This window comes from Acinetobacter sp. EKM10A (assembly GCF_011075215.1).
GTDB classification, from domain to species: domain Bacteria; phylum Pseudomonadota; class Gammaproteobacteria; order Pseudomonadales; family Moraxellaceae; genus Acinetobacter; species Acinetobacter baumannii.
The window spans coordinates 257,213-280,206 of record NZ_JAALLK010000002.1; the positions used below are offsets into that span (position 1 = coordinate 257,213).

Genomic DNA, 22,994 nt, shown 5'->3' on the forward strand with positions numbered 1-22,994 from the left:
GTAGGTATAAGCGATGAAACTACTTCAAATTGACACAAGTATTTTAGGTGAGCAGTCTGTTAGCCGCCAACTCACCTCATCTGTTATTCGTCAGCTCAGCACAGCTTATCCAGATGCAGAAATTATTCATCACGATTTTGCTTTAGAGCCAATTCCTCATTTGTCTGATGCTGAGTTTTTAGCATGGCAAGGTGTTGAACCTAATAATGAAACAGCGCAACAACGTGTTGCAAGAAACACCCAATATTTGGATGAGTTCTTATCGTCAGATATCGTTGTAATTGGCGCACCTATGTATAACTTTAGCTTCCCATCACAGTTAAAAGCGTGGCTTGACCGTCTATCTGTTGCTGGTAAAACATTCCGTTACACGGAAAACGGTCCTCAAGGTTTAGTAGAGGGGAAACGTGTCATTATTGCTTCTTCGCGTGGTGGTGTGTATTCAGAAGGTTCACCAGCCGAAGCTTTAGACTATCAAGAAACTTATATCAAGGCGTTTTTCAATTTTATTGGGGTGACTGATATCACTTTTGTGCGCGCCGAAGGGATCGCTTTCGGCCCAGAAGCACGTCAAGCTGCCTTAGATAATGCAGCAGCGCAAATTGCCCAGTTAGCGGGTTAAAAATATAAATAGCCGAACAGTAAAGGAACTGTTCGGCCTTATTGAGATTATGATTTTGAAAAATCAATTCAATCAGTAAATAACTAAAAGAAAGTGACTGCGAGCCCAACCAGTGCCGAAGCAAAAATGACATACAGCACGTTAATGTTAAATCGGAATAAAGCAATAAATGCAGCTACAGTAATGAGGGCCGCGACAATATCAAAACGGCCTGAAAAACCCTGTGGCCATAACACATGGTAACTAAAAAATAGTGCTAAATTTAAAATGACACCGACCACAGCTGCAGTAATGGCGGTAAGGGGTGCAGTAAATTTAATTTCGTTATGCGTAGATTCAATAATCGGTGCACCCGCAAAAATAAAGACAAATGAAAATAGAAAGGTAAACCAAGTCACAATAACTGCACCGAGTGCTCCAGCAAAAAATAAATGCTCAGAGCCAAGTAATGAATGATTAACGCCTCCTAAAAAACCAACAAAGGCAACGACCATAATTAGTGGACCGGGTGTAGTTTCACCAAGTGCCAATCCATCAATCATTTGTGTAGGTGAAAGCCATCCAAAATGATTGACAGCCCCCTGATAGACATAAGGTAAAACCGCGTAAGCGCCCCCAAACGTAAGCAGCGCAGCTTTAGTGAAAAACCAAGCCATTTGGGTATAGGAATGATGCCATCCAAAATATGCGCCTAAAGCTAAAATTGGCAATAACCATAAAGCGATTGCCACAAAAATAAGTCTGGCTAACCGTGACCAATGGAATTTAGCGTGCTCTGGTGTTGGGGTATCATCATCAATATATGCCGGACCATAATCTTTTTGACTAGCTTTATGCCCACCCGCGGAGGAAAATAGTTCTGGGTACTTTTTACTCGCTAAATAGCCAGCAATACCTGCTGATAAAACGATAAGCGGGAAAGGAAGCTTTAAGACAAAAATGGAAAAAAACGCTGCAATTGCGACGACCCATAAAAACTTATTTTTAAGCGAACGACTGCCTATGCGGTAAGTTGCATGAAAGACGATTGCAGTGACGGCAGGCTTTATCCCGTAAAAGATACCTGCAATAACAGGCACATCTCCAAATTTTATATAAACCCAAGATAGTCCAATTAAAATAAATAAAGAGGGCAATACAAATAGAATACCTGCAACCAATCCTCCCACAGTTCTATGCATAAGCCAACCAATGTAGGTTGCTAACTGCTGCGCTTCAGGTCCGGGTAACAACATGCAGTAGTTCAGTGCATGTAAAAATCTTTTTTCTGATATCCAGCGCTTTTGTTCAACCAGTTCCTGATGCATCACAGCGATTTGTCCAGCTGGCCCCCCAAAGCTAATAAAACCAAGCTTGAGCCAAAATAAGAAGGCTTGCCAGAAGGTGACTTGTTCCACTGAATCATCAGGGGTATTTAATTGTTTTTGTTGCATATTATCCCCTAAAAAATAATATTAATTTTTACGTTTATGGCATAACGGAGTATGTTTTATAGCATAACAAACACAAATGTATTTTTTATGATAACCATTCAACTTTTATAGATAACTATTTATTAATTTATTGATATTAAAAGAAATTATTTTTTTAACTAAAGTTATCGCTTTAAATTATTTCCAAAGCTGAAACATTTTAAACATTATTTGCTCAAGTTGTTATAACAGGTTGTGAGCCGTGAGCCAGCTACCCCAAGATCCCAAAAATCATAAGCCTCTTTACGATCAATTAAGGGAACTCATCCTTAATAAAATTGTAAATGGTGAATATGCCGTACTGAGCCAAATTCCATCTGAAAACGAGTTTGCTGAACAATTTGGTGTAAGTCGAATTACAGTTCGCCAAGCGCTCAACCAATTACAGTTGGAAGGCTATATTTTTAAGGTGCCAGGTAAAGGGACCTTTGTAAGCAAGCCAAAAACGTTCCAGAACATCTCAAGTTTGCAGGGTTTTGCAGAAGCAATGTCATCTGCTGGTCACGAAATTTTAAACCGTGTCATCTCGGCCGAGCTTAAGCAGATCCCGATGCACGTTGTGCCCAAATTGAAGTTACCTGTTAAAGCCAATGTGTATGAAATTCAACGTGTCCGTTTACTCAACCGTCAGCCAGTGTCGTATGAGTTGACTTATTTGCCTGAACATATTGGTTTGAAGCTTAAAGAGAAAGCGATTGATTTACGTACAACCGATATTTTCAAGGCATTAGAACAAGAGTGCGATATTCCTTTGGGACATGCGGATTTAAGCATTGATGCCACGGTAGCGGATGAAGAATTAGCGGCTTTGTTGCAAGTCGAAATCGGAACTCCGGTATTACGGGTCGAACGTTTGACTCATGACGCAAATGGCCAACCGATTGACTATGAATATCTTTATTTCTCGGGCGATACCTTCCAGTACCGTTTACGTATTCATCGTTAATAACTCAAATAAAAATAAGGAATATTCAATGGAAACTAAATATCTTGAGTTCGATATTGTGGTGATTGGTGGTGGAACTGCAGGGCCAATGGCTGCGATTAAAGCCAAACAAGAAAACCCCAATTTAAAAGTCTTGCTCATTGAAAAAGCGAATGTAAAACGTAGTGGGGCGATTTCAATGGGAATGGATGGACTGAATAATGCTGTCATTCCGGGCTACGCAACACCTGAGCAGTACACCAAAGAAATTACGATTGCCAATGATGGGGTAGTTAACCAAACCACTGTATATGCATATGCGAAGCATAGTTTCAAAACCATTCAACAACTCGATCAATGGGGTATTAAGTTTGAAAAAGATGAGACCGGCGAATTTGCAGTAAAAAAAGTACACCACATGGGGGCATATGTTTTACCTATGCCTGAAGGTCATGACGTTAAAAAAGTTTTATACCGTCAATTAAAGCGTGCTCAAGTCAAAATTAATAATCGGATTGTCACCACAAAGCTTTTAAAAAATGAGCAAGGTGCAATCAATGGTGTACTCGGTTTTGATTGTCGTAGTGGCGATTTCTATGTCATTAAAACGAAAGCTGCCATTTTATGTTGTGGTGCCGCAGGGCGTTTAGGTTTACCAGCTTCCGGTTATTTAATGGGCACTTATGAAAACCCAACCAATGCAGGTGACGGCTATGCAATGGCATACCATGCAGGTGCTGAGCTTGCTAACTTAGAATGCTTCCAGATTAATCCATTGATTAAAGACTATAACGGTCCGGCTTGTGCCTATGTGACTGGTCCTTTAGGAGGTTATACCGCTAACAGTAAAGGTGAACGTTTCATTGAATGTGACTACTGGAGTGGTCAAATGATGTGGGAGTTTTACCAAGAACTGGAAAGTGGTAATGGTCCTGTTTATTTAAAAGTAGATCATCTGGCCGAAGAAACCATTCAAACCATCGAAGAAATCTTGCATACCAATGAGCGCCCAAGCCGTGGACGTTTTCATGAGGGCCGAGGAACCAATTACCGTCAAGATATGGTGGAAATGCATATTTCAGAAATTGGTTTTTGTAGTGGACACAGTGCTTCTGGCGTATGGGTCAATGAAAAAGCTGAGACTTCGGTTAAGGGATTATATAGCGCTGGCGATATGGCGGCTGTACCTCATAACTATATGCTTGGTGCATTTACCTACGGGTGGTTTGCAGGTGTAAATGCCGCCCAATACGTGAATGTAGTTGAAGATAGTGAATTAAACCAAAGCGAAATAGAAGCAGAAAAAGCTCGAATATTTGCGCCAGTGGATTGCTCAGAAGGTTTACCTCCAGAACAAGTGGAATATAAGCTGCGCCGTTTTGTAAATGACTATTTGCAGCCCCCTAAAACTCGCCAAAAAATGGAAATTGGGCTCAAGCGTTTTGAAGAAATCAAACAAGATATTAAGCGAATTTCTGCAAGAAACCCACATGAGCTGATGCGTGCCGCTGAAGTTTCTTTTATTCGAGATTGCGCGGAAATGGCAGCAAGAGCTTCACTGTTTAGAGAAGAAAGCCGCTGGGGACTGTACCACTATAAAGCAGATTTCCCTCAAAAGAATAACTCGGATTGGTTCTGTCACGCGCATTTGAAAAAAGATGAACACGGCAATATGGTCAGTTTCAAAAAGCCAATCGAGCCTTATGTGGTTCCGATTAATCAAGATGAAGCTGTGTCGTATGACCGTTTACGTATTCAAAAAGATGTTGCTCTAGCAGACTAAATAAATCAGGAACTTAAATCATGGCTTTTATTTTTAAAGAAGTACAGCACCGTACTGTCGCACCCGTCATTATCGATGAAGATAAATGTATTGCTGATAAAGGATGCACTGTCTGTGTAGATGTTTGTCCAATGGATTTATTAGCAATCGATCCAACAACTCAAAAAGCTTATATGCAATTTGATGAATGTTGGTATTGCATGCCTTGTGAAAAGGACTGCCCAACAGATGCAGTCAAAGTAAATATCCCATACCTACTCAAATAATTAATTTGGAATACGCAACATGAGACAAAATAAATTGATCAATAAAAAACTATTACTCAGTAGCTTAATTGGTGCCATTGTACTCGGCACTTTGGGGTGCGGCAGTAAAACAGAAACTGTTCGTGTAGCGATTGGCACGCAAGACACCACTATTAACTGTGCAACAGGTGGGCTGCTCATTCGTGAATTGAATTTATTACCCAAATATTTGCCTAAAGATGGTAAATACAAACATGTTAAATATGACATTCAATGGAAAAACTTTACCTCTGGTGCACCACTTACCAGTGAGATGGTGGCTGGGCGTCTAGATTTGGGAGCAATGGCTGACTTTCCTGCGGTTAATAATTTAGCAGCATTTAAAAAAGCTGGGAAAGAAAGCATATTTTTAGCGCCCTTGTCAGGCAGTATTAATGGTAGCGGCAATGCGATTGTTGTTCCAATTGACTCAAAAGTAACTTCACTCAAAGAACTAAAAGGACAAACCATTTCCGTACCTTTTGCCTCAACTGCTCATGGACTGTTGCTGCGAGCGATTCAAGCAGAAGGCTGGCAACTTGATAAAGATATTAAAGTAATTGCTAAAGCGCCAGAAGTGGCGGGACCTGCATTAAAAAGTCATAAAATTTCTGCACATGCTGACTTCGTACCATTTGGAGAGTTATTTGCTTACCAAGGTTTTGCTAAAAAAATCTATGATGGTTCACAAGCAAAATCACCAACATTTCATGGTTCGCTTGCCAGCAAGGATTATGCACAGCAGCATCCAGAAGTTATAAAAGCCTATTTACAAGCAACTATTGAAGCGAATCGTTTGATTCGGGAACAACCAGAAAAATATAGTGAACTTATTGCTGAAAAAACAGGTATTCCTGCCGAAGTTGTTTATCTATTTCATGGCCCTTTAGGTCTGCAAACTCGCGACTTAACGTGGAAACCTGAATATCGAAAAGCGACTCAAATTGCGATAGATACCTTAAAAGTTTTAGGCAAAAACGACGGTACGCTTGATGTAAATAAATTTATCGATGATCAATATATTAAGGATGCATTTCAGGCATCTGGACTTAATTACAGCCAGCAATTGGCTGACTATGCAAAATCACCTTTAGTTGCCAATGACGCTTTAACGGGACAACCCATCAAGACATTTGATCGGGTGACTCAAATTTGGGTACAGGGTGAAGAAAAAGTTCGTAGCTACGAAACGCCTGAGCATGCTTTTTCTGATTTAAAGAAAATACAAGCCGATGGAAAAACGGTGCGTGTGGTTTATAGCCAAGATCATCAGTCCGACATTAAGTTACTTGCCAATCTGGCATGGTATGCCACAGACAAAGCAGGACAAATTCAAGCCTTTTTATTAAAAGATGATGCTGAAAAATGGGCTAAACAACAGGGCGGAAAAGTATATGACTTTGAAGCTATTCAGCTTGTAACAAAGAGCTGATGTGTTGTCTTACCTAATGATCAGGAGGTGACAAATGAGTAGTTTAGCCCAGACAAAACCTAATAACCAAAGTACATTTTTGACTAAATTTTTTCAGCAGTTGAGATCATATCCGGCGCGTTTAAAAAGCTATGTCATTGCTTTCACATCTATAGCTTTTTGGATAGTCATTTGGCAAGGACTTGCTCAGTTTAAAGTAAATTTAGGCTTTGTGAACTTTAGCAATGTCCCGACACCTTTAGATGTCATTCATGCGCTATGGGCTTTCTTTCAACTCAGCACTGCATTTGAACACGTTGAATCTAGTATCTTTCGCGTAGTGGTTGGTTTTGTGCTAGCAGCTTTAATTGGTGTAGGTATTGGTTTGTTAGCAGGACGTTATCAAAAACTGGCTGCCTTTCTAATGCCACCATTAGAAGTATTACGTCCAATACCAGCAGTTACATGGATTCCTTTAGCAATTCTGATTTTTCCATCCTCAGAAGCGTCTATGATTTTTATTACGTTTATTGGGGCTTTATTTCCAATTTTATTAAACACCGTACATGGTGTTGGTGCAGTTGACCCAAGGCTCGTTGCATCTGCAAAAAGTTTAGGTGCTTCTGATCTTGCCATTATTCATGAAGTCATTATTCCGGGGGCATTACCGAATATTATTACTGGTTTATCCATTGGAATGGGTACTTGCTGGTTCTGTTTAGTGACTGCCGAAATGATTTCGGGGCAACATGGAATTGGATACTTCACATGGGAATCTTTCACCTTGCAAAACTATAGCAATATCGTGGTTGGCATGGTACTGATCGGAGCGTTAGGTATGTTTAGCAGTACATTGGTGCGTGTGATTGGAAACCGATTTACTCCATGGTATCAATTGAGGAAGTCTTAAAATGTCAGTTACACAAGGCCATGTACGTATTCAAAATCTATCTCTACATTTAGGGCAAGCTAAAAATCGTTTTCAGGCATTAGATCGGGTTAATTTCGAAATACAACCGGGCGAGTTTATATGTCTACTTGGCCCATCTGGTTGCGGTAAATCTACATTATTAGGTGCTTTGGCAGGGCATTTACCGATTAGTTCTGGGTCTTTAACGGTCGATGATGAATCGATATTTGAACCGCATCCAGATAGAGGTTTGGTGTTTCAGCAACATACCTTATTTCCGTGGAAAAGCGTGCTCGAAAATATAGCCTTTGGTTTAAAAATGAAAGGCATCGCTAAACAAAAGCGTATTGAACAAGCTCAGAAAATGATTGATCTGGTCGGACTTAAAGGTTTTGAACATAAATTTCCAGCTGAACTTTCTGGTGGCATGCAGCAACGGGTTGAAATTGCGAGAGTACTGATTAATCAACCTCGCATTTTATTAATGGATGAGCCGTTTGGTGCGTTAGATGCTCAAACTCGTTTAAAAATGCAAATGCTATTACTCGAAATTTGGCAAGAAATTCAAACGTCGGTTTTATTTATTACCCACGATATTGATGAGGCACTTTTTTTAGCCGATCGAGTGTTGATTATGAGCCATCGACCAGGGCGAATTATTGAAGAAATTCCGCTTAAGTTTGAACGTCCACGAGATGTTGAGCTTGTAACAAGTAGTGAATTTACAGCCATTAAAAAACATTGCATCCAGACTTTAAAAGAAGCCACTCAACAAGAAGAGTTAAGCCGTTTAAATCCATTAGGGCTTGGAAAGAAATCACAAATTAAGGAATACGAATGAGTTTTTATTATCAAGCTTTAGATGATATCGATGAATATAATCAGGAATTTCTTGCGCAGCTCAATCATGTAGATGAAAAGATCCGCTTTGTCGCTTTAATGAATATTGGTGATGAAGAAAATCCGGATTTACTTCCGTGGTTGCATGCAGCACTACAACACGACTCTTCAGCTTTAGTTCGTGAAGAGGCAGCAAAAAATTTAGAAAGCTGGGAAGACCCAACCAGTTTGCAAGTATTGGCGCAAGCGTTATTTGATGTTGATCTGAATGTGAGACAAGCTGCCAGCCAGAGTTTAAGTGAAGTCAAAAATCCAGCATCGGCCCAGATACTGGCACCGTATTTAAAGCATACGGATACTTTTGCTCTTGGTGCAATTCTGCGTGCTTTAAAACCTTTACGACCACAGCAATTATTTGAAGAGATATCTGCTTTGGTACACCACGAAGATGCATTTGTACGCCGTGAGGCAGTCAGTGCATTAAGTTGGTTACAACAAGACCAAGCAATTACGATATTGGCAAAAATTGCCGAAACAGATATAGATGATGAGGTCCGCCGTATTGCAACAGGTGGTTTGGCTTATAGTCAGAGCATATCGGTTGAAGTTATCCAAGCACTTCAACATTCTTTAACTTCGGAAAGTTGGCAACTAAGAGTGGAAGCTGCTCTTACGATTGGAAAATTACGTATTGTTCAGCTCGAAGCTCCTTTAATTCATGCTGTATCAGACTTGTATTGGCAAGTACGTATTGCAGCAGTACGGAGTTTGGGACTACTTAAATCACATCTGGCAGTTGCTCATTTGACTGATAACTTTAAGCATGAAATTAGTAACTTGCGTAAAGAAGTCGCTTTAGCACTCGGTGAAATTGGTACAGCAGAAGCTCAGAAGCTATTGGAACAACACCAAAATGACTCCGATCCAGAAGTACGAAAAGCGATTCGTATTGGATTAAATCAAATTGGTGAGGTGAAGTATGCAAACCAGACCTGATATCCGTGTCGACACTATAAATAAGCAGGTTCACTTTATATGGACCGATGGCTCAAGCGTATGTCTGAGTCATCAAAGTTTAAGGGAAATTTGCCCATGTGGCTTTTGCCGAGCGAAGCGGATTAAACAAATTAAAATAGAACATCAAAATGTTGAAGTGATAGCTATGTTTGATCAAGGTTATGGTGCCCAAATTTGCTTTAGCGATGGACATGATAAAGGGATTTTTCCGTGGGCTTTTTTAAAAGAATTTGCTAAGAGCTAAAAGATGCCTTCTGCTTGGGACAGAAGGCATCTTATTTAATTAATGATCATGTTCTAAATAAACTGGTTTTTTCGGAAGCGCAAGGCTACATAAGAAACAGATAATCAGCATGACAATCACATATATAAAGAAGGTATTTTCAATTCCGGCAGCTTTAAACTGTAAGGCAACTGAAGGTGCAGAACCACCAAACAGCGCATTGCCTACTGCATAAGAGAAACCTACACCTAAAGCTCGCACATGAGGTGGGAACATTTCAGCTTTTACCAAACCACTAATGGAAGTATAGAAGCTGAGTAACATCATCATAAAGATGAGTAGCAATGTAATGATGATCGGAGAATCTATATAGGCACGCATCCCGATCACCATGACGGGGTAAATAAAAATGGCGGACAATAAGCTAAATGCCAACATTGAAGAGCGTCGTCCAATACGGTCCGAAATTGCACCAAATACAGGTTGAGCACACATATAAACAAATAGGGCGAAGGTCATGATATAACCAACGGTTTTTCCATCCATCCCTAAGTTGGTTAAATAGGTTTTTGAATAAACAGTCTCTACATAAAACGTTAATGAACCAGCAGAAGTGTATCCAACCACCAATAAAAAGGTTTTCCAGTGCTTTTTAAAGAGTTCTCTTAAGCTACCAGACTCTTTTCGTTCGCTGTCTTGATGAGAAAGCGTTTCTTCTAAACGACTACGTGCAAGCAAAGATAAGATTGCTGCGATACCACCAATAACAAATGGAATACGCCAACCGCCATCATGTAATTGTTGTTCACTTAAGAACGTCAACAAAATAACGCCCAGTAAGCTTGCAAGCAATTGACCACCAGAGAGAGTGACATATTGGAAAGATGAGTAAAAACCACGCTGACCTTTTAAGCCTAATTCACTCATATAAGTGGCAACGGCGCCATATTCACCACCCACTGATAAGCCTTGAAGTAAACGAACAAGGAGCAATAGAAAAGGGGCAAATAAACCGACTTGATCATAAGTAGGCAAAGCTGCAAATAAAAAGGAGCTTAAAGCCATCAGACAAATTGATATGATCATCGACTTCTTTCGGCCATGTCGATCTGCAATACGACCAAATAGCCAGCTTCCAATCGGACGCATAAAGAAGCTTGCTGCAAACACCCCCCAAACATAAATAGACTTGGTTGTGCTATCCATATCTGGCGCGGTTAAAGCTTGAGTAAAGTAAGCAGCAAATACTGCATAAATATAAAAATCAAACCATTCGACTAAATTACCAGAGGCTGCGCCTACAATCCCACGTATCCTGCTACGTTTTTCTTCCTGAGTATATGTCATATTTCTTCCATCACTTTGTAGACAAAAACTAGGAACTTTTTAGGTGGGCTAAACAGAAAATAGAATGAACTTTTTAAAAATCACTCAACCCTGAGCACGTCCTTAGAATTCCTAACCATTCATTTTTTCTAATTTTAAAATTCGATTCTAGTAAGATTACGTCCTTTTGTTCGATTTAAAGAGTTTTTTACCAATGATCGAACACTTCCTTTTATTTAACTGAATAATTAATTGTTTTTAAAATCAGTAAGCTAATTTAATACCAGTATTTTTCTATTCTGTTTCTCCTTTTAAGTGACATTTTGAGCTTAAGTGTATTTTGAATATTTGATAATACTTAAAAAGTTATAGTATCAATTCCCAAGAAAATAAATGAAATTCATAGAATGATAAGTTGAAAAAGTCGAACTAAACTCACTTAATCGAAAAAATACAGAATATGTTGTTTCTCAATATATGTAGCTGTATTCTTGCGTGGCTAAAAATCGGCTCAGCACTTATTTCTAGCGCTTCAAATTATGCACGGTATGGCAGGTAGTTATTCAATGGAAAGACGTTCGTTAAATCTTCACTTCATGACATGCTCTAAAACAGCATTGGCTTCATCTATTGCACTCATAACATCTGTCGTCTATGCAAATGAAGCAGAGGTTTCGCAGCTCCCAACCATTACTGTGAACGCTACACAAAATAGTGATGCACTATACACATCAAAAAAAGTGAGTTTATCTGGTTTTCAAACTGGTGATGTAAAGAAAGTACCTGCATCTATTACCACCATTACATCTGAACGTATAGCAGATCAACACGCAAAAACACTGACCGATGTGATTAAAAATGATTCATCCTTAGGCGATGGCTATGCTGCAATTGGCTACTATCCAAATTTTGTAGCACGTGGTTTTGCGCTTGATTTAGGCTCAAGTTATCTCATTAATGGCCATACTATACGTGGCGAACAAAACGTGGCTTTAGAAAATAAAGAACAAGTTGAAATCTTAAAAGGCATTTCTGCAATTCAATCTGGAATGTCGACGCCGGGTGGTGTGGTTAACTATGTAACCAAAAGACCAGCCGATGTTAAAAACATTACTGTAGATGCAAATTCAGAAGGTGGCTATACGCTGGCAACAGATGTTGGCGGCTTTGTTAATAATAGTTTTGGTTATCGAATCAATTTAGCCCATGAAAGCATCCATCCAAATGTTGATCACGCAAATGGTAAGCGTGAGTTTGGTTCAGTTGCTTTAGACTGGAAAATTAGTGAGCGTTCTAAATTATTGTTCGATATTGAAGCCCAGCATCAAAGTCAACGTTCAGTACCCGGTTATCAACTGCTTGATGGGCAAGAAGTACCAACAAATGTAGATCAAGACCGTTTATTGGGTTACCAGTCTTGGAGTAAGCCTGTTGTAAATAACAGTCTAAATGCGAGTTTGAAATATCAATATGCATTTAACGATCAATGGAATGGTAGCTTAAGTGCGTCTCGAAGCCGTGTTGTGATTGATGATTATATTGTATTTCCTTATGGAAGTTATTACTCATCAGGTAATGAACTTGCAGTATTCGACAAAGATGGCAACTATGACATTTATGATTATCGCAGTCCAGATGATGCACGTATAACCAATCAGTTTGCTGCTGGGTTAAATGGTCAATTCAATACTGGCAATATACAGCATCAAATCGCTTTCGAATTACAACATACTTATAAAACTCTAAAACACCATACACCACTTAATGGATTTATAGGAACAGGCAATATCTATGAAAATACGGTCGACTACAATCCGTCATTGGAAAGTCCAGGCGATCGTTACAAAGCTCTACAGAGTGATCAGACTGCATTTACTGTATCTGACCGAGTTCAATTTAATGATCACTGGTCAACCTTACTCGGTGGGAAACTGATTCATCTTGATGAGCAAGCTTATAATTCAGATGGGCAGCAAAGCCGTGATACGGATTTAAACAAATTCTTGCCACAATTAGCACTCATGTATAGTCCAACTTCCACGACTAATCTTTATGCTTCATATGCCAAAGGATTATCAGATGGTGGTGAAGCTCCGTGGTTCGCTAATAATGCTCTAGAAGTTCTATCTCCTAAAAACTCTGAACAATATGAAGTTGGTGTTAAGCAACAAATTCGAAACTTCTTGGTAACAGCAGCTATTTTTGATTTAAAACAAGACAATCAATATAGCAAAGTAAATACAGATGGAAGTTTTGATTTTGTTGAGCAAGGTGAACAGCACAACCAAGGTATTGAGTTAGGTTTAACGGGCGCTTTAACCGATACAGTTGACGTAAGCTCTGGCATTACATACACCAAATCACGTCTTGTTGATATTGAGAGTGACAGCTACAAAGGTCATCAAACTCAAAATGTACCAAAGGTACGCGCAACTGCACAGTTATCTTATAAAGTACCTTCAATTGAAGGGTTAAGATTACTGAGTGGTATGCAATACAGTAGCAGTAAATATGCAAACAAAGAGGGAACTGCAAAAGTAGGTGGCTATAGCGTCTTTAATATTGGTGCTGCCTATAAAACAAATTTTGTTGGGCATGACACAACTTTTAGATTCAATGTTGATAACTTGTTTAATAAGAAATATTGGCGTGATGTAGGCGCATTTATGGGTGATGACTATCTCTTCTTAGGTAATCCTCGCACAGCTCAATTTTCTACAACTTTTAGCTTTTAAAAGTTATGGAACAAATAAAAAAGGAGCTTTAAAAGCTCCTTTTTTATTTCAGGAATTAAGCCGACATTTTTGGTTTAACCATATTATTAATCGATAAGATATCATCAAGCACTTGTGCTGATAATAAACCTTCATTTTGAACTAAAGCCAATACGCTTTGCCCAGTTTCGTTTGCAGTTTTAGCAATACGAGTTGTAGTTTCATAACCTAGGTATGGGTTAAGTGCAGTCACAATACCAATTGAATTTTCAACCAAAGCTTTACAGTGTTCAGGGTTCGCCGTAATCGTATCAATACACTTAGTTTGGAACATTGCCATTGCTTTACCAAGCAAGTCCATCGATTCAAACAGTTTGAATGCAATAAGTGGTTCCATTGCATTTAACTGTAATTGACCAGCTTCAGCAGCTAACGTTACAGCCAAATCATTTGCAATAATCTGGAAGCAAGCAAGGTTCATTGCTTCAGGAATAACTGGGTTTACTTTACCCGGCATAATCGAGCTACCTGGTTGACGTGCTTCTAAGTTAATTTCATTAATGCCAGTACGTGGACCACTTGAAAGTAAACGCAAGTCATTGGCAATTTTTGAAAGTTTAGTTGCAGTACGTTTTAATAAACCAGATAAAAGAACAAAGTCACCCATATCAGAAGTGGCTTCAATCAAATCTGGAGCTGACTTAATTTTCTTACCAGAGATTTTTCCAAGTGCTTGAATCGCGAGTTCACGGTAACTATATTCAGTGGTAATTCCCGTACCAATCGCTGTACCGCCAAGATTCATATAAGCTAAAACATTTGGAATAAGCGTATTAATTTGCTCAAGGTCTTTTTGTAGAGTTACCGCAAAAGCACCAAACTCTTGACCTAATGTCATTGGTACAGCATCTTGTAACTGAGTACGACCCATTTTTAAAATGTGTGCAAACTCTTGAGATTTATTCAAGAAGCTAAGAATCAAATTGTTAAATGGAAGATTTAACTCATCTAGGCTAAGTAATAAACCTAAACGAATTGCAGTAGGGTATACGTCATTTGTTGACTGCGACATATTAATGTCGTTATTTGGATGCAAGTATTGATATTGACCTTTAGAATGGCCCATATATTCTAAAGCAACGTTTGCCAATACTTCATTTGCATTCATATTGGTTGAAGTGCCAGCACCGCCTTGCATCATGTCGATTGGGAACTGGTCATGGAAATTACCACGAATAAGCTGATTACAGCTGTATTCAATCGCTTCAAATTTAGTTTGATCTAAGTTTTTAAGATTATAGTTTGCTTCAGCACAAGCTAGTTTAACCATAGCTAATGCTTTAATTAAATTAGGGAAATTTCCAACTTTGCTATTTGTTAAGTTGAAATTTTCTAAAGCACGTAATGTTTGAACTCCGTAATAATGGTCATTGTTGATTTCTCGATGACCAATAAGATCCTTCTCAATACGGGTAGTAATATCAGCGTTCATCATTAAACTTCGAATTAGTTAAGATGATTCATCTTAGAATTCGAAATGCTTCACTTCTAATGCATTTATTAAAGCAATTATGCATTTTTTGCATAACAAAAAAGAGGATAGTCGAGAAATAATCGTTAGTATATGAGCGTATATAGAATGAATACTTGTTATAAAGTTCAATATATTCAAATATTTATTTAATTTTATAGATGGGTCAAAGGTGTGAAAATGTAAGTAAATCAAAATTTATACAGAAAACTAAGTAATCATTTCCGTGTATTAAAATCAAAAAATATTTGATTTTTCATGTGAAAGTTAATTTATATAAGCAAATAATGAGTTTTGTTTAATAAATTTTAATAAAATTGTGATGCATTTCACATAAAAATACTTATAATACAGAAAATTTTGATTTATTAAGTTTATGTTAAAAGTAACTGCTGCTTTATTAATATTGGGAAGTTTTGCTTGTTATCTCCTTTGGGGTAATGAAGAAAAAGCTGAAACTAAAAGTTCGCACATGCTTAAAGAAGCTGAGCAATCAATTAAGAATGCTGAGTTATCTATTCAAAAAGCTAAACAAAATATCCCTACTGCATCGTATCAATAATTTAGGCATTCAAGATTATTGTCTGTTAAATAATCTTTTGACTGAAATTTTATAAGGTGTAAGCACGCTGTAAAGAGACAAATGCATGAGAATGAAGTTTATTGCATATGACCCTAACTCTGGTGAGAAACTCAGCTTGAAAGAGCATATTCATCACATGGATAAATACACAACTTATGTTTTTTTTAGTGATGAAAAAGACAATATGGTTTTCAATCCACAGAAAAAACAGATATTTGAAATCAGTCAATATACTTCTAATATGATGGTTGAAATTTCAAGAAAGTTATACTACTTGATTGGTGAATATTAGGTCATTTTGATCAACCCGTCTGCGAAAATCGTCACCGCTTTTAAAGGCGACTCAATACGTTTGCGTACACCCAAATAGATACTTTAGTATAATAGTCGGGATTATCTTTTTATCTTATACTCTTTTCAAATATTGTATTTAAATACAATCAATTATTATGACTGCTTAAATCCTGAAATGAGGTAAGGTAATCATTTTCTAATCAATTATTACCTTACCAACCCATTGAGTGAGTAAAAAATCATTTTTCATGTTTTTTGGGTTCGGCAAAGTAAAAAGGGTATGAAAATAGATTTTTTAACTAACTTTTATAGTGGAAAAGTATCTTAATTAAGATTCTGAAAAATTTAATCAATAACATAAGGATCGGTTATTGAAACAGTTTACAGTCCGCATTCTTCCCCAAGGTGCGGACTTTTTTTATGAATAAAATGTACAAAAATAAGTTCGCGCTTATTTCTAAAAGTTATCTTTTCAAGATCGCTTATTTATTTTTATGATGGGTTTTTATTGGTTGATTTAAATAATTTTTTTAGCTGAACTGTACTTATGTTCATCTCTTGTCTCATGAAAACAAAACCTATTATTTTCTTATCTTCTTTTCTATGTCAGAATTATTAAATACTTAATTTTATAGATTGGCTTTGTCCTTTCACTTCTCGCATTTTTGCAGGTACTCCCTATGTTTTATCATTCTTTCTCATCACTAAATTTATTTATGCTACTTCCCAAAAATATCAATTAATAAAATTACAAATCTAAAAGGGAATAGATAAGATGAATTTAGAAGTCCGTTGGGTAGAGGATCTCCTCACATTAGAACGTGAACGTTCAATCTCAAAAGCAGCAGAGAAAAGATTTATTAGCCAGTCTGCATTTACTCGAAGAATTCAACAAATTGAAGAAATGATTGGTGCTGAAGTCATTATTAGGAACAACAAAAACAACATCGAATTTACAGACATTGGTCGAATTTTATTAGTGATGTCTAAAAATATTGAAAAACAGGTAGAGGAGACCGCAAAACTAATTAAAAATATTAAAAATGAAACTGAATCGACCATTCGTTTCTGCGTTGTTCATTCTTTAGCCTCTGGATTTTTAACTACTTTTCTAAAGAAATTTCCTACACTTATTCGTGATTTAAAAATTGAAATTGTCGCAACGAATAGTGGAGAAGGCCTATCTTTGTTAAAAGAAGGTGCTTGTGACTTTATGATTTGCTATGCAGATAAAAGCAATATTAGAAAAGTTGGAGATGATATTTTAAGTGGTATTAAAATTGCTGAAACGGTTATTGTACCGGTTTCTGCAACTGAACCCGACCATAGCCCGAAACATACAATACAAAGTAACTTTGCTCTGCTAGCGTATAGTAAACACGCGTACTTAAGAAAACTGGTAGATCAACTGATTGAAGGTAAACTTATATATAAAACGTTATATGAAACAGATAATGCCACCAATTTAAAAGAGCTGGTTTTACAAGGTCTAGGGGTTGCTTGGATTCCAAAAATTAATGTTGAAGAAGACCTTGCAGCCGGAAAATTAGTCATTTTAGACCAACAAGAATATTGCCTTGCTCAAGATATTTATATCTTCAAAAATAATTTGAGTGATAATAAGTCGGTACAGAAAATATGGAATGGTTTTAAAGGCCAGCAAGACCTATAACGTCTACTCATTTGAAGTGATGAAGTACACGATATTTATATATAAATTAAGCAAATAAGTAGATTATGCTTTGGTCTTTACGATGAAAGGCAGTATAAAGCATTGCCCCTTGTCTAAATTCTTTGATAATTTAGAGTAAATTTCAATAAGTCAAAAGTAGAGTATAGGAGTATTTATCTCTTTCATACCTACTTTGAACTTATTTCAATGGATTATTGAGTCCAAGCGGAGACAATTTTGTTTGATCTAGACAGTAGATTATTAAATATTTTTTATCATATTTATCGGTTCAAAAGTGTTTCAATGGCTGCAGATGCCATTGGTTTGACACAGCCGAGCGTTAGTAATGGTCTAAACAAAATCCGCCAACATTTTAATGATCCTTTGTTTATTCGAGTCGGTAATGAAATGATTCCGACTGAACTGGCAAAGCAAATTTTTCCACTCATTAGCGAAGTTATTGATAAGGTTGAAAGTATTAATAATTTTAATGTGAACTTTGACCCCTTGACCTCAGATCAGTTGTTTACGATTGCGATGACTGATGTGTCTCATTTGGTTTTGTTGCCGCAATTAACCAATTATTTAAAAGAAAAAGCACCTTTGATTCGTTTAAATATTAGGCCTATTACTCCAGAAACTAGCTATCAAATGGCAAACGGCGAAATTGATCTAGCCATAGGTTTTTTACCGCAATTAGAAGAAGGTTTTTATCAGCAGAAGTTTTTTCGGCAACACTATGTCGTAATTAGCTCAAAAAGCCATCCACGTTTAGACCCAAATAATTTCACTTTAGAGGATTATATGCGTGAATCTCACATCGATATTGATGCGGGTATTGGGCATTATCACATCAAAAATGAGCTACAAAATAAAGGGCTGGATCGAAATATTTTAATTCGCTTACCAAGTTATTTAGGAGTGGGATTGGTCGTTCAGGAAACAGATGCTATTGCCACTGTGCCATATTATTTAAGTCAGGTTTTATTGGTTAGAGAGAACTTACAGATTTTACCGGCACCGCTTGATTTTCCAACTTATGATGTTAAGCAACATTGGCATATGTCTTGTCACCACAAGAGTAGCCATAAATGGTTCCGTCAAACCTGTTATGAGCTATTTAAAACCGCTTAAGAATTTTCATTATAAAAAAGAAGATGTAAGAAAATCCTTACATCTTCTTTTAATTTTAAATTAAATTTCAATCGCAACGGCTGTTGCTTCACCACCACCAATACATAGGGCAGCGACACCTTTCTTTTTACCTAAGCGTTTTAATGCATAAATAAGAGAAAGGATAATTCTTGAACCTGTAGCACCAATTGGATGGCCTAATGCACATGCACCACCATGGACGTTTACTTTTGCTTCATCAATTCCTAGCTCATGAATTGGTGCCATCGCCACCATTGCAAAAGCTTCATTAATTTCCCAAGCATCTACTTCATCAACAGACCAATCAGCACGCTCAAGTACTTTTTGAATTGCACTAATTGGAGCAATGGTAAATTCGCTTGGATGTTGTGAGTGAGTAGAAGTTGCCACAATTTTTGCTAAAGTATTTAAACCATGGCTTTGAGCATATTCTTCAGTGGTAAGTACTAACGCAGCAGCACCATCAGAAATAGAGCTTGAGTTAGCGGCTGTAATTGTACCGTCCTTGCTAAAAGCAGGGCGTAAAGTTGGAATTTTCTCAAGATTTGCTTTTAATGGTTGCTCATCTTGATCAATAACTTCAACACCTTTACGTGTTTTTACTTCAACAGGAACAATCTCTTCTTTGAAATAACCTTCCATAATCGCAGTTTGCGCTTTTTTAAGTGAAGAAATTGCAAAGTCATCCATTTGCTCACGGGTAAAGCCTTTGGTATTTGCCATGTCTTGAGCAAAAGACCCCATTAAACGACCTGTTTCTGCATCTTCGAGGCCATCTAAAAACATATGATCCTTAATTTCGCCGTGTCCCATACGATAACCACCGCGAGCTTTAGGCAAAATATAAGGTGCATTCGTCATAGATTCCATGCCGCCAGCCACAATAATATTGGCACTACCTGCTTTTAATGTATCTGATGCCATTAACACCGCTTTCATTGCAGAGCCGCAAAGTTTATTAATGGTCACAGCTCCGACATGATCAGGCACGCCAGCTTTGCGCATGGCTTGACGAGCAGGGCCTTGACCAATACCTGCACTGAGTACACAACCGAAAATCACTTCATCTACTTGTTCAGGTTTAACACCTGCACGTTGGATCGATTCACGGATGACAGCAGCGCCAAGTTCTGGAGCAGTTAGAGAAGATAAACTACCCTGAAAACCACCCATTGCAGTACGGCTACCTGAAACTATAACAATTGAACTCATCTTAATATCTCTTATTGGTGTATTTGCTAAATTTGCCTTTAGCCTAAACTAAAGGCGCCACTAAATTAAAAAGTTGGAGGGGTATAGCTGAGCGTTCTACCAAAGAACCACAGCAAGAATAAAACTAAAGGAAAATGCACAACGAGCTGCGTCACTGTAAAACCAATCACATCTTTTGCTTTTAGTTTTAAAATGCCTAACATTGGAAGCATAAAGAATGGATTGATTAAGTTTGGTAAAGCTTCGGCTGCATTATAAATTTGTACAGACCAACCCAAATGAACCTTTAAATCATTTGCTGCTTGCATTACATATGGGGCTTCAATGATCCATTTTCCACCACCTGAAGGTACAAAAAATCCAAGTACCGCAGAGTAAATTCCCATCACAATTGCAAAGGTTTCTTTTGAAGCGATTGAAACGAAAAATTCGGCAATATAATGTGACAGCGATAAGTCTTGGCTATTTAAAGCTTGGGTCATAATAAAGGCGATACTTCCGTACAGTGGAAATTGAATTAAGATGCCCGATACTGCCGGAACTGCTTTTGCAACAGCATTTAAAAAGTTCCGTGGTGTGCCATGTAAAGCTAACCCAAGCATTAAAAACACGAAGTTGTAGGTGTTGAGACTTGAAATGGCAATGATGGGATTGCTTTTTGAAAATTCAAAAAACATCCAGATTAAGCCTAAAACCACCACAATAATCGTTAAAATAGGCGAATTTTCTAACCAGTCACCTGGACGAGTAGATTTTGCTTCATTTGTTTTTTCTTCTTCAAATTGCACATCAAAACTATCAATGGTTTTAACGCTATTGCCTTTTGGGGCAGACCAATATGCAATAGCGATTGAAACAATCACTAAAATAATGGTCATTGCAATTGATTGCCAAAGGAAAATCGTTTCTGTAAATGGAATAACACCAGTCAGGTTATAAATTGACTCAGGTAAACTGGTTTTATTTGCCTGAAGCTGTGCTGCTGATGAACTAATTCCAAGAGCCCAAGTTGCACCCATACCAATGATTGCGGCTGCCGCAGCAGCACGATAATCCATATTCAGCTCTTTACGTTTTGCTAATGCAATCACTAAAAGTGCAGTAAGAATCGTACTTATTGCCCAATTGACTAGTGAAATTAATAAACTAACGGTTGCCACCAAAACAATAGCACCACGTCCAGAACTTGGAATACGCGCCATTTTTTGGATCAGGAATTTTACGGGCTTAGATACAGAAACGACATAACCTACAATAATGAGCATAGTCATTTGCAGGGTAAAGGGAATAAGACTCCAGAAGCCATTACCAAATGAAGTCGCTACATCATGGATTGGAGCACCAATACCCAAGGCGGCAACAGAGACAATAATGACGCCAAGCAGAGCAAAAATATATGAATCAGGAAACCATTTTTCAGACCAGTCACTAATCCGAAGAGCAAATCTTTCAAAAATTCCTTGCTGTTTTTCCATAGCTGAAAAAATCCTTCTCATTCTTATTTATAGACAGCACATCCGGTGCTTGATAGGGCTAAGACTCAAGCTCACTTACTAACTTGAGTCTTGTACAGCTAACTAAGCCTTAGAATTTACGCGACTAAGGTTTTATAAAACTCGACACCTGTAGCAGCTTGAATTTGTTCGAGCGTTACGTCTTTAGCAAGTTCAATGAGCTCTACACCTTGTGGCGTAATATCCATTACGCCTAAGTCTGTAATCACGCGGTGAACAACACCTTTACCTGTTAAAGGCAAACTACAGTTTTTCACGATTTTTGGTGTACCGTCTTTTGCGCAGTGTTCCATTAGAACAACAACTTTTTGAACACCAACAACCAAGTCCATTGCACCGCCCATACCTTTGACTTTTTTACCCGGAATCATCCAGTTCGCTAAGTCTCCTTTTTCAGAAACTTCCATTGCACCTAAAATTGCAATGTTGACATGGCCACCACGAATCATGGCAAAAGATTCTGAGCTTGAGAAAAAGGCTGCACCAGGGCGAGCAGTAACCGTTTGTTTGCCGGCATTAATTAAATCGGCATCGACAGTTTCTTCAGTCGGGAATTCACCAATACCTAATAAGCCATTTTCAGATTGAAGCCAAACATTAATATTCTCAGGAATATAATTGGCAACAAGGGTAGGTAAGCCAATACCTAAATTGACATAAAAACCATCTTCAAGTTCTTTTGCAGCACGTTGTGCCATTTCATTACGTGACCAAGCCATTTTATACTGCCTCCGTGCTTAAAGTTTTATGCTCAATGCGTTTTTCAGGTGATGCGTTTAATACAATGCGGTTCACATATATACCTGGTAAATGGATTTCATCCGGATCCAATTCACCAATTTCAACCACCTGTTCAACTTCTGCAATTGTAATTTTTCCAGCCATTGCGCATTCGGGATTAAAATTCTGAGCAGTTTTACGAAATACTAAATTACCTGCCTTGTCTGCCTTATATGCTTTAACAAGAGCTACATCGGCTGTTAAAGATTCTTCTAAAATGTAATTTTTGCCGTTAAAAATACGTTCTTCTTTACCTTCAGCAATGAGTGTACCTACACCAGTTTGTGTGTAAAATGCTGGAATTCCAGCACCTCCAGCACGTAACTTTTCAGCTAAGGTGCCTTGTGGGGTTAGTTCAACTTCTAATTCACCATTTAAATATTGGCGCTCGAATTCTTTATTTTCACCCACATAAGAAGAGATCATTTTTTTGATCTGTTTGGTTTGAAGCAATATACCTAAACCGAAATCATCTACACCTGCGTTATTCGAAATACATGTGAGACCAGTCACACCACTTTGCTTAACTGCAACAATTAGTTTTTCCGGAATTCCACACAAACCAAAACCACCAACAGCAAGTGTTTGATTGTCTGCAATTACATCTTTCAGTGCTGCCTCTGCGTTGGCATAAACTTTATTCATTCTGTTGTTTTCCTATATCCCTTAGTGTTTCTAGTTTTAGCATCACATTTTGTGTTATAGAAGTTAATTTTTTTAAATGAT

21 protein-coding genes are annotated in these 22,994 nt (G+C 37.8%); 14 read left to right on the top strand and 7 right to left on the bottom strand.

Annotation, left to right across the window (positions count from 1 at the left end):
* Positions 1-13 precede the first annotated feature (13 nt).
* Positions 14-622: an FMN-dependent NADH-azoreductase gene (locus G9371_RS04085; protein ID WP_000771649.1), complete on the top strand. Its 609-nt coding sequence runs from the start codon at positions 14-16 to the stop codon at positions 620-622.
* Positions 623-705: 83 nt separating this feature from the next.
* On the opposite strand, the gene chrA is transcribed toward G9371_RS04085, so the two are convergent.
* Positions 706-2,055: a chromate efflux transporter gene (gene chrA / locus G9371_RS04090; RefSeq protein WP_029424320.1), complete on the bottom strand. Its 1,350-nt coding sequence runs from the start codon at positions 2,053-2,055 to the stop codon at positions 706-708.
* 241 nt (positions 2,056-2,296) lie between these two features.
* Here chrA and G9371_RS04095 point away from each other — a divergent pair, with 241 nt between their 5' ends.
* The 8 genes from G9371_RS04095 to G9371_RS04130 are packed head-to-tail and all read left to right on the top strand — an operon-like array spanning position 2,297 to position 9,508.
* Positions 2,297-3,040, top strand: a complete 744-nt coding sequence (locus G9371_RS04095; RefSeq protein ID WP_000080816.1) for a GntR family transcriptional regulator — start codon at positions 2,297-2,299, stop codon at positions 3,038-3,040.
* 28 nt (positions 3,041-3,068) lie between these two features.
* Positions 3,069-4,802, top strand: a complete 1,734-nt coding sequence (locus G9371_RS04100; RefSeq protein WP_029424319.1) for a fumarate reductase/succinate dehydrogenase flavoprotein subunit — start codon at positions 3,069-3,071, stop codon at positions 4,800-4,802.
* 20 nt (positions 4,803-4,822) lie between these two features.
* Positions 4,823-5,068: a ferredoxin family protein gene (locus tag G9371_RS04105; protein ID WP_000864074.1), complete on the top strand. Its 246-nt coding sequence runs from the start codon at positions 4,823-4,825 to the stop codon at positions 5,066-5,068.
* A 19-nt stretch (positions 5,069-5,087) separates the two neighbouring features.
* Positions 5,088-6,518 carry an ABC transporter substrate-binding protein gene (locus G9371_RS04110; protein WP_029424318.1) on the top strand — a complete coding sequence of 477 codons (1,431 nt, stop codon included), beginning with the start codon at positions 5,088-5,090 and terminating at the stop codon, positions 6,516-6,518.
* Between the two features lie 34 nt (positions 6,519-6,552).
* Positions 6,553-7,407, top strand: coding sequence for an ABC transporter permease (locus tag G9371_RS04115; protein WP_029424317.1), 855 nt, complete (start codon positions 6,553-6,555; stop codon positions 7,405-7,407).
* A 1-nt stretch (position 7,408) separates the two neighbouring features.
* Positions 7,409-8,248 carry an ABC transporter ATP-binding protein gene (locus G9371_RS04120; protein ID WP_000117516.1) on the top strand — a complete coding sequence of 280 codons (840 nt, stop codon included), beginning with the start codon at positions 7,409-7,411 and terminating at the stop codon, positions 8,246-8,248.
* Positions 8,245-9,243, top strand: coding sequence for a HEAT repeat domain-containing protein (locus tag G9371_RS04125; protein ID WP_032050256.1), 999 nt, complete (start codon positions 8,245-8,247; stop codon positions 9,241-9,243). The genes G9371_RS04120 and G9371_RS04125 overlap by 4 nt, the downstream gene beginning before the upstream one ends.
* Positions 9,227-9,508, top strand: coding sequence for a gamma-butyrobetaine hydroxylase-like domain-containing protein (locus G9371_RS04130; RefSeq protein ID WP_017816466.1), 282 nt, complete (start codon positions 9,227-9,229; stop codon positions 9,506-9,508). The genes G9371_RS04125 and G9371_RS04130 overlap by 17 nt, the downstream gene beginning before the upstream one ends.
* Positions 9,509-9,547: 39 nt before the next feature.
* Here the strand turns inward: G9371_RS04130 and G9371_RS04135 are convergent, their stop codons facing one another.
* Entirely contained in the window at positions 9,548-10,834 is a 1,287-nt protein-coding gene (locus tag G9371_RS04135) for an MFS transporter (RefSeq protein WP_029424315.1), read from the bottom strand.
* Positions 10,835-11,352: 518 nt separating this feature from the next.
* Here G9371_RS04135 and G9371_RS04140 point away from each other — a divergent pair.
* Positions 11,353-13,548, top strand: a complete 2,196-nt coding sequence (locus G9371_RS04140) for a TonB-dependent siderophore receptor (protein WP_029424314.1) — start codon at positions 11,353-11,355, stop codon at positions 13,546-13,548.
* Between the two features lie 55 nt (positions 13,549-13,603).
* On the opposite strand, the gene G9371_RS04145 is transcribed toward G9371_RS04140, so the two are convergent.
* Positions 13,604-15,022, bottom strand: a complete 1,419-nt coding sequence (locus G9371_RS04145; protein WP_000980437.1) for an aspartate ammonia-lyase — start codon at positions 15,020-15,022, stop codon at positions 13,604-13,606.
* Between the two features lie 412 nt (positions 15,023-15,434).
* Between G9371_RS04145 and G9371_RS04150 the strand changes: the two genes are divergently transcribed.
* The 4 genes from G9371_RS04150 (at position 15,435) to G9371_RS04165 (ending at position 18,741) form a co-directional block, all read left to right on the top strand.
* The gene (locus tag G9371_RS04150) at positions 15,435-15,620 is read left to right on the top strand and encodes a hypothetical protein (protein WP_000922092.1); all 186 of its coding nucleotides are present in this window, start codon (positions 15,435-15,437) and stop codon (positions 15,618-15,620) included.
* Positions 15,621-15,711: 91 nt separating this feature from the next.
* Positions 15,712-15,933: a hypothetical protein gene (locus tag G9371_RS04155; protein WP_000668585.1), complete on the top strand. Its 222-nt coding sequence runs from the start codon at positions 15,712-15,714 to the stop codon at positions 15,931-15,933.
* Positions 15,934-16,710: 777 nt separating this feature from the next.
* Positions 16,711-17,607: a LysR substrate-binding domain-containing protein gene (locus tag G9371_RS04160; RefSeq protein ID WP_001047845.1), complete on the top strand. Its 897-nt coding sequence runs from the start codon at positions 16,711-16,713 to the stop codon at positions 17,605-17,607.
* Between the two features lie 237 nt (positions 17,608-17,844).
* Positions 17,845-18,741 (top strand): LysR family transcriptional regulator, encoded by an 897-nt coding sequence (locus G9371_RS04165; protein ID WP_001983834.1) that lies wholly within the window; start codon positions 17,845-17,847, stop codon positions 18,739-18,741.
* Between the two features lie 60 nt (positions 18,742-18,801).
* Here the strand turns inward: G9371_RS04165 and G9371_RS04170 are convergent, their stop codons facing one another.
* The 4 genes from G9371_RS04170 to G9371_RS04185 form a co-directional block, all read right to left on the bottom strand.
* Positions 18,802-19,974, bottom strand: coding sequence for a thiolase family protein (locus G9371_RS04170; RefSeq protein ID WP_029424313.1), 1,173 nt, complete (start codon positions 19,972-19,974; stop codon positions 18,802-18,804).
* Positions 19,975-20,039: 65 nt separating this feature from the next.
* Positions 20,040-21,449 (bottom strand): short-chain fatty acid transporter, encoded by a 1,410-nt coding sequence (locus G9371_RS04175; RefSeq protein WP_000414929.1) that lies wholly within the window; start codon positions 21,447-21,449, stop codon positions 20,040-20,042.
* A 116-nt stretch (positions 21,450-21,565) separates the two neighbouring features.
* A complete protein-coding gene (locus G9371_RS04180) occupies positions 21,566-22,207 on the bottom strand; it encodes a 3-oxoacid CoA-transferase subunit B (protein ID WP_000312583.1) in 642 nt (213 codons plus the stop codon).
* Between the two features lies 1 nt (position 22,208).
* Positions 22,209-22,913: a CoA transferase subunit A gene (locus tag G9371_RS04185; RefSeq protein ID WP_001045563.1), complete on the bottom strand. Its 705-nt coding sequence runs from the start codon at positions 22,911-22,913 to the stop codon at positions 22,209-22,211.
* Positions 22,914-22,994: the final 81 nt, after the last annotated feature.